At 66.6% G+C, this 3,177-nt stretch carries 2 protein-coding genes; both read left to right on the top strand.

Going from position 1 to position 3,177, the window contains the following annotated elements; translation table 11 throughout:
• A partial coding sequence (locus VLR48_RS10440) for a TraG domain-containing protein (RefSeq protein ID WP_325291726.1) occupies window positions 1-2,484 on the top strand: 2,484 nt, incomplete at its 5' end.
• Window positions 2,484-2,804, top strand: a complete 321-nt coding sequence (locus VLR48_RS10445; RefSeq protein WP_325291727.1) for a hypothetical protein — start codon at window positions 2,484-2,486, stop codon at window positions 2,802-2,804. The genes VLR48_RS10440 and VLR48_RS10445, both read left to right, overlap by 1 nt.
• Window positions 2,805-3,177 lie beyond the last annotated feature (373 nt).

Here is a 3,177-nt window from a genome sequence, read left to right on the forward strand (position 1 = left end):
GGCTCGGCGGTGACCGCGACCCATTTGGCGGGACGCCTGCAAGGCGGCGACCACATCAACGAGAAGATCGCGAGCCCCGATGTCGTGAATCCCGCGGCCGCCTTGTCGATGGGGTCGCTCAAGACCCACGCCCCGCTCACCTGCACGACGACGCCGAACGCCAACTCCGTGCTTTGGTCGGCGGATGTCGGGCGTTCCATGCAGGACAGCGTGCGCTCCGGCGAGCAGGCCGTGCAGCAGGCCAGCTCCAGCTTTTCGTCCGCCTTGGGTGCGGCCGCGAGCGCGACGGCCTCCCGGTCGGGCGAGAGCTTCGATGCGCACTCCAAGGGATGGGAGTATGCGGCGACGGGCAGTGCGACGGATAAGACACTCCTGGCCGAAGCCGAATCGATCGCCTCGGGCTACCGACAGGACGAGGTGTCGCGCTCGGGCATCGCGGCGACCCTGGCGGGCGGTCTGTCGGGGGGGCGAAACGATCAAGGACGCAGCGGGAAGGCGTCGATCTCGGGCGAGCTTCAGCGCACCTACGGTGTGGAGAAGACGATCGCCGATTCCCTTGCCGGCGAGATCTCCCGACGCGTCACGGGTGACGCGGGGTTCGAGGCCCGCCTGGCCGAGTCGATCAAGAGCGACGAACAGACCGGACGGCGAAACGTGTTCTCGCAACGGCTCACGGACGAGGAGAGCGCGCGCCTGACCCGCTCCGCCGACGATGTCGTCACCACATCGCTTTCGCTGGAGCGTGCACGGTCCATGGAGAGCCGCTACGGTGCGATGGGTCGCTTCGGAGCGTCGGAAATCGGTCACGCCATCGCCGGGAATCCGGCGATGATGACGCGGGTGATGCAGGAGATCGATCGGCGCAACCTCGCCGGGGATCACCAGACCCTGGCGGGATCATGGGCGTACGCAAAGAACATGACGGCGGAGTCCGCGCAGGCGGCGGCCGGGATCGCACTCCTGATCGGCCATGCGGAGGGTGCCACCACGCGGACGTTCAGCCCGGCCGAGGCACAAAGCGCGAAGGAAGCGGGGTACGGCATTCTGGGGGATCTCTTCGGGACCCATCGACCCGGACCCGACAGCGATCCGAACCGTCACGCCGGCCTTGCGGACGGAGCGCCGCGCTTCGGCTCGGCACGGGAGACCTTCGAGCGGGCCGGGGTGAGCGATCCGAGCGCACGGGTGGCCGGGTTGCCCGGCGAGATCGACGCGCACGGGCGCATCGCGGGCAGCGCCGGCGATCCGTCCGCCGTCGCGCAATTCCATGACCGAAGTCGCGACGCGGTTGCGAGCCGCCGAGAGGAGCACGAGGCGGAGGTGCGTGCGCAGAACCGCGACCGGCTCGGTGCGCTCATCGATCGGCAGGCCATCCTGCCGCGCTCCGCGGCACGGACCCTTCACAACGAGGTCGGGGGGATCCTGATCAAAGCGGCCGAGGTCGGGACCCTGACGGCGGCCGGCGCGGGCGGGAGTCTGGATCGGACGGTCGCGGCCGCGAAGGCGTTCGGATCCACCTTGGCCGGCGGGGGCGGTGTTGCGGACGCGGTCGCGGCCGGAAAAACGGCTGCCGGCGGAGAAGCCGGCTGGACCAAGGCCGTCGACACCATCGTGGCGGCACGGATGCAGGAGGTCGCCGGATTCGGGTTGACATCCGCCCAACACGACCTGTTTCGGGAGTCCACCGGATCGGTGTTTGCGGACCTGCCCGGGCAGGCGCAGCTCGCCGCCCGAGCTGCGGTGGTCGCGGAAGCCGGGGGCGGGGCTCGGGGTGAACACATCGCCGAGTTGATCGAGCGCGCGGCGGTCTCGCGGGAAGACACCGACCTTCGTCTGATCGGAAACTACAACCGCCACGGAGCAGCGACGGAAAAAAAAACTGAACAATCCGCGTTAGGGTTGCGTCGAGCACCGACGCCGACCGAAACTCCGACCCAACTCTCGGCAGACGCGGGGACGGGGGCGGCGACATCGACCGTCGGCGGTGCGGCCGGAGGGGTGCTGGACATCATCGCGAGCGCCGAGTCCGGCGGGAACTACAATGCCTGGTACGGCAACGCCGGCCAGAATGCGGTGGATCTGTCGACGCTGACGCTCGATCGGGTCCGCGATCTGCAGAAGGACTTGGTGAAGACCCGCGGTGGCTCTCCGATCGGCCGCTATCAGATCCTCGACGACACCCTGGTTCGCCTCGCGGTGCGGATGGGTCTCTCGGGCAGCGAGCCGTTCACGCCCGAGCTTCAAGACCGGATGGGGCTGGTCTTGATGCGCGATGCAGGCTTCAACGGCTGGCAGCGCGGGAGCATCGACGACGCGACGTTCAATTATCGACTGTCCAAAGTCTGGGCCGGACTCCCGATGGACGCGTCGAACCAAAGCTACTACGAGGGCAAGGCGGGTAATCGCGCCACCGTGGATTACGATGTGGTGATGGACGGGCTGCGACGGCTCAAAGGGTCGGGGGCAGTGGAGAGAGGGTCTTGATGATGAAACCGAAACACGTCTTTCGCGCCTTGCGGACCATCCCGCGGCGCGTCCGGTGGATGCTCGCCGTGCCGTTGATGATCGTCGCGGCGTTCGCGATCGATGCCGATGCGGGTCTTGCGTCGCTGATGGTGCTGACAGCCGTCGGCGTCGTGCGGAATTTTTTCGATGGCGAACAAGTTCCGAGCGTTGACGGGGACGAGTTCAATGAGGAGGACGATCCAGCCTTTGAGCATTTGAATCCGTTCGGCCTCGCGCGGATTCCGTTCGCTTGCCCATTTTTAGAAGGCTTTCGGTATTTCCAGATAAGGAGGCGCTGATTAGATGGTCATTTTATGTCCAGCGATTTCTCGTCCTTGTTTACATCGGTACGCGTCAAGTTTCCGGAGCAAGCTAGTGCCCGACCGAAAACCCCGTTTTTTCCCGTCCCCGCGCCCCGTCCTGAATGGCGACCGGGGTCAAGTGTATTCAATCGAGCCTCATTCGATGCCCATTCGCGCAATCAAGCCGCTTAAATGAGAACGACTCGCATCACCGCCATGCGGCAGGCGCACCACTCCCCTCGGAGGAGGCGTCCGGCCCGATCTAAAGGGTCAAGCCGCGCGTCGTCGGCGCTGTCGTTCCCGCTCGCGCCGCGCCTCCTCGGCCTCCTGCGCCAGCAGCAGCGTGCCGATGCGCTGGATGTTGCGCGCC

It is taken from the genome of Thiocapsa sp., from assembly GCF_035467215.1.
Taxonomy (GTDB): Bacteria; Pseudomonadota; Gammaproteobacteria; order Chromatiales; family Chromatiaceae; genus Thiocapsa.

Bases quoted from the DNA above. Each gene is read 5' to 3' on its own strand.
- VLR48_RS10445 (WP_325291727.1), top strand. From the start codon at position 2,484: ATGATGAAACCGAAACACGTCTTTCGCGCCTTGCGGACCATCCCGCGG.